Annotated in this window: 1 protein-coding gene; it reads left to right on the forward strand. The window is 44.0% G+C overall.

All coding sequences use genetic code 11. The annotated features are described in order from the left end of the window. The coding region (locus ABYT07_RS20665; RefSeq protein WP_372993881.1) for an Ig-like domain-containing protein at positions 1-2,107 on the forward strand (2,107 nt) is incomplete at both ends.

The raw sequence follows: 2,107 nt of genomic DNA on the forward strand, positions 1-2,107 counted from the left end.
CGATGCAGCCGGAAATACAAGCGCAGCTTCAACGCCATTTAATATCACGATCGATACCAGTGCACCAAATGTACCAGTGGTAAGTGGTATCTCAGAAGATACCAATATTGATGGGGATGGAATCACTAGCGACAACACATTGTCCTTCAATGGCACCGCGGAAGCAGGCTCTGAAGTGGAAGTGTTTGTAGGTAATGTTTCTATTGGAACCACCACGGCGAATGCTGATGGCAACTGGTTTTTTGATCATACCGGAACTGAAATGGCAGATGGCGACTATGCAATCACCGCAACAGCTACCGATGCAGCTGGAAATACAAGTGCAGCTTCAACGCCACTTAATATCACGATCGATACCAGTGCACCAAATGCACCAGTGGTAAATGGATTCTCAGAAGACACCAACATTGATGGCGACGGGATCACCAGCGACAACACCTTAAGTTTCAACGGAACTGCGGAAGCAGGATCTGTTGTGGAAGTGTTTGTAGATAATGTTTCTATTGGAACTACTACGGCGAATACTGATGGTACCTGGGTTTTTGACCATACCGGAACTGAAATGGCAGATGGCGATTTTGCGATCACAGCAACTGCTACCGATGCAGCTGGAAATGTAAGTGCAGCTTCAACGCCACTTAATATCACGATCGACACCAGTGCACCAAATGCACCGATTGTAAGTGGAATCTCAGAAGACACAAATATTGATGGTGATGGAATCACTAGCGACAAAAGTTTAACTTTCAATGGAACTGCGGAAGCCGGATCTAAAGTAGAAGTATTTGTTAACGGAACTTCTATTGGAACTACTACGGCGAATACTGATGGCAACTGGACTTTTGACCATACTGGAACTCAGCTTGCAGATGGTGATTATGATATTACTGCAACAGCCACCGATGCAGCTGGAAATACAAGTGCAGCTTCAACGCCGTTGGATATTACAATCGATACTAGTGCACCAAGTGCACCAGTGGTAAGTGGTATTTCAGAAGATATTAATATCGATGACGATGGAATCACTAGCGACAATACATTGACTTTTAATGGAACTGCGGAAGCAGGATCTGAAGTGGAAGTGTTTGTAGATAATGTTTCTGTTGGAACTACTACGACGAATACTGATGGTATCTGGACTTTTGATCATACCGGGACTCAGCTTGTAGATGGCGACTATGCAATCACAGCAACAGCAACCGATGCAGCCGGAAATGTAAGTGCAGCTTCAACACCTCTGAATATCACTATCGACACGAGTGCTCCAAATGCACCGGTGGTAAGTGGTATTTCAGAAGATACTAATATCGATGACGATGGAATTACCAGTGACAATACCTTAACTTTCAATGGAACTGCGGAAGCCGGATCTAAAGTAGAAGTATTTGTTAACGGAACTATTATTGGAACTACTACGGCGAATACTGATGGTAACTGGACTTTTGATAATACCGGGACTCAGCTTCCAGATGGTGATTATGATATTACTGCAACAGCAATCGATGCTGCCGGGAATGTAAGTGCAATTTCAGCGCCATTGAATATCACAATCGATACAACTGCTCCAAATGCACCGGTTGTAAGTGGAATCTCAAAAGACACGAATGTTGATGGAGATGGAATCACTAGCGACAACACTTTAACCTTCAATGGAACTGCAGAAGCAGGATCTGACATAGAAGTATTTGTAAATGGAGTCTCTGTGGGAACTACCACTGCAGATGTTGATGGCAACTGGACTTTCGATCATACTGGAACTCAGCTTGCAGATGGTAATTATGATATTACTGCAACAGCAACCGGTGCAGCCGGAAATATAAGTGCAGCTTCAACGCCGTTGGATATTACAATCGACACAAGTGCACCAAATGCACCGGTGGTAAGCGGTATAACTGAAGATACCAACATCGTTGGGGATGGAATCACTAGTGACAATACATTGACATTCAATGGAACTGCGGAAGCAGGATCTGTTGTGGAAGTATTTGTAAATAATGTTTCTATTGGAACTACTACTGCAGATGTTGATGGCAACTGGACCTTTGATCATTCCGGGACTCAGCTTGTAGATGGCGATTTTGCGATCACAGCAACTGCTACCGATGCA

The sequence above is a fragment of the Sulfitobacter sp. genome, from assembly GCF_041552635.1.
Taxonomy (GTDB): Bacteria; Pseudomonadota; Alphaproteobacteria; order Rhodobacterales; family Rhodobacteraceae; genus Sulfitobacter.